The 230-nt window shown below is 49.1% G+C and carries 1 protein-coding gene; it reads right to left on the minus strand.

The window, feature by feature from the left end:
* Positions 1-90 precede the first annotated feature (90 nt).
* The coding region (locus ACYP03_RS28425; RefSeq protein WP_459782995.1) for an RsmE family RNA methyltransferase at positions 91-230 on the minus strand (140 nt) is incomplete at its 5' end.

Below are 230 nucleotides of genomic sequence, written 5' to 3' on the forward strand. Positions count from 1 at the left end.
GGATCTTCTCAATACTGGTTTCTTTCTTGATGTTAATGGACTGTATGGGATCCATCAATATACCCAATTTGTTCATGTGGTTCTCCTTGGTTATCCGAGATCGCCAAAGCGAACCTGTAGCGCATTCATTGCCGTCATGGCGGCGGTTTCGGTTCTGAGGACCCGCGGGACCAGCAGCACGTCTCTGAACTGGTAGTTTTCGGTCTTTCTGATTTCCTGCTCCGTCAGAC

It is taken from the genome of Photobacterium sp. R1, assembly GCF_054600795.1.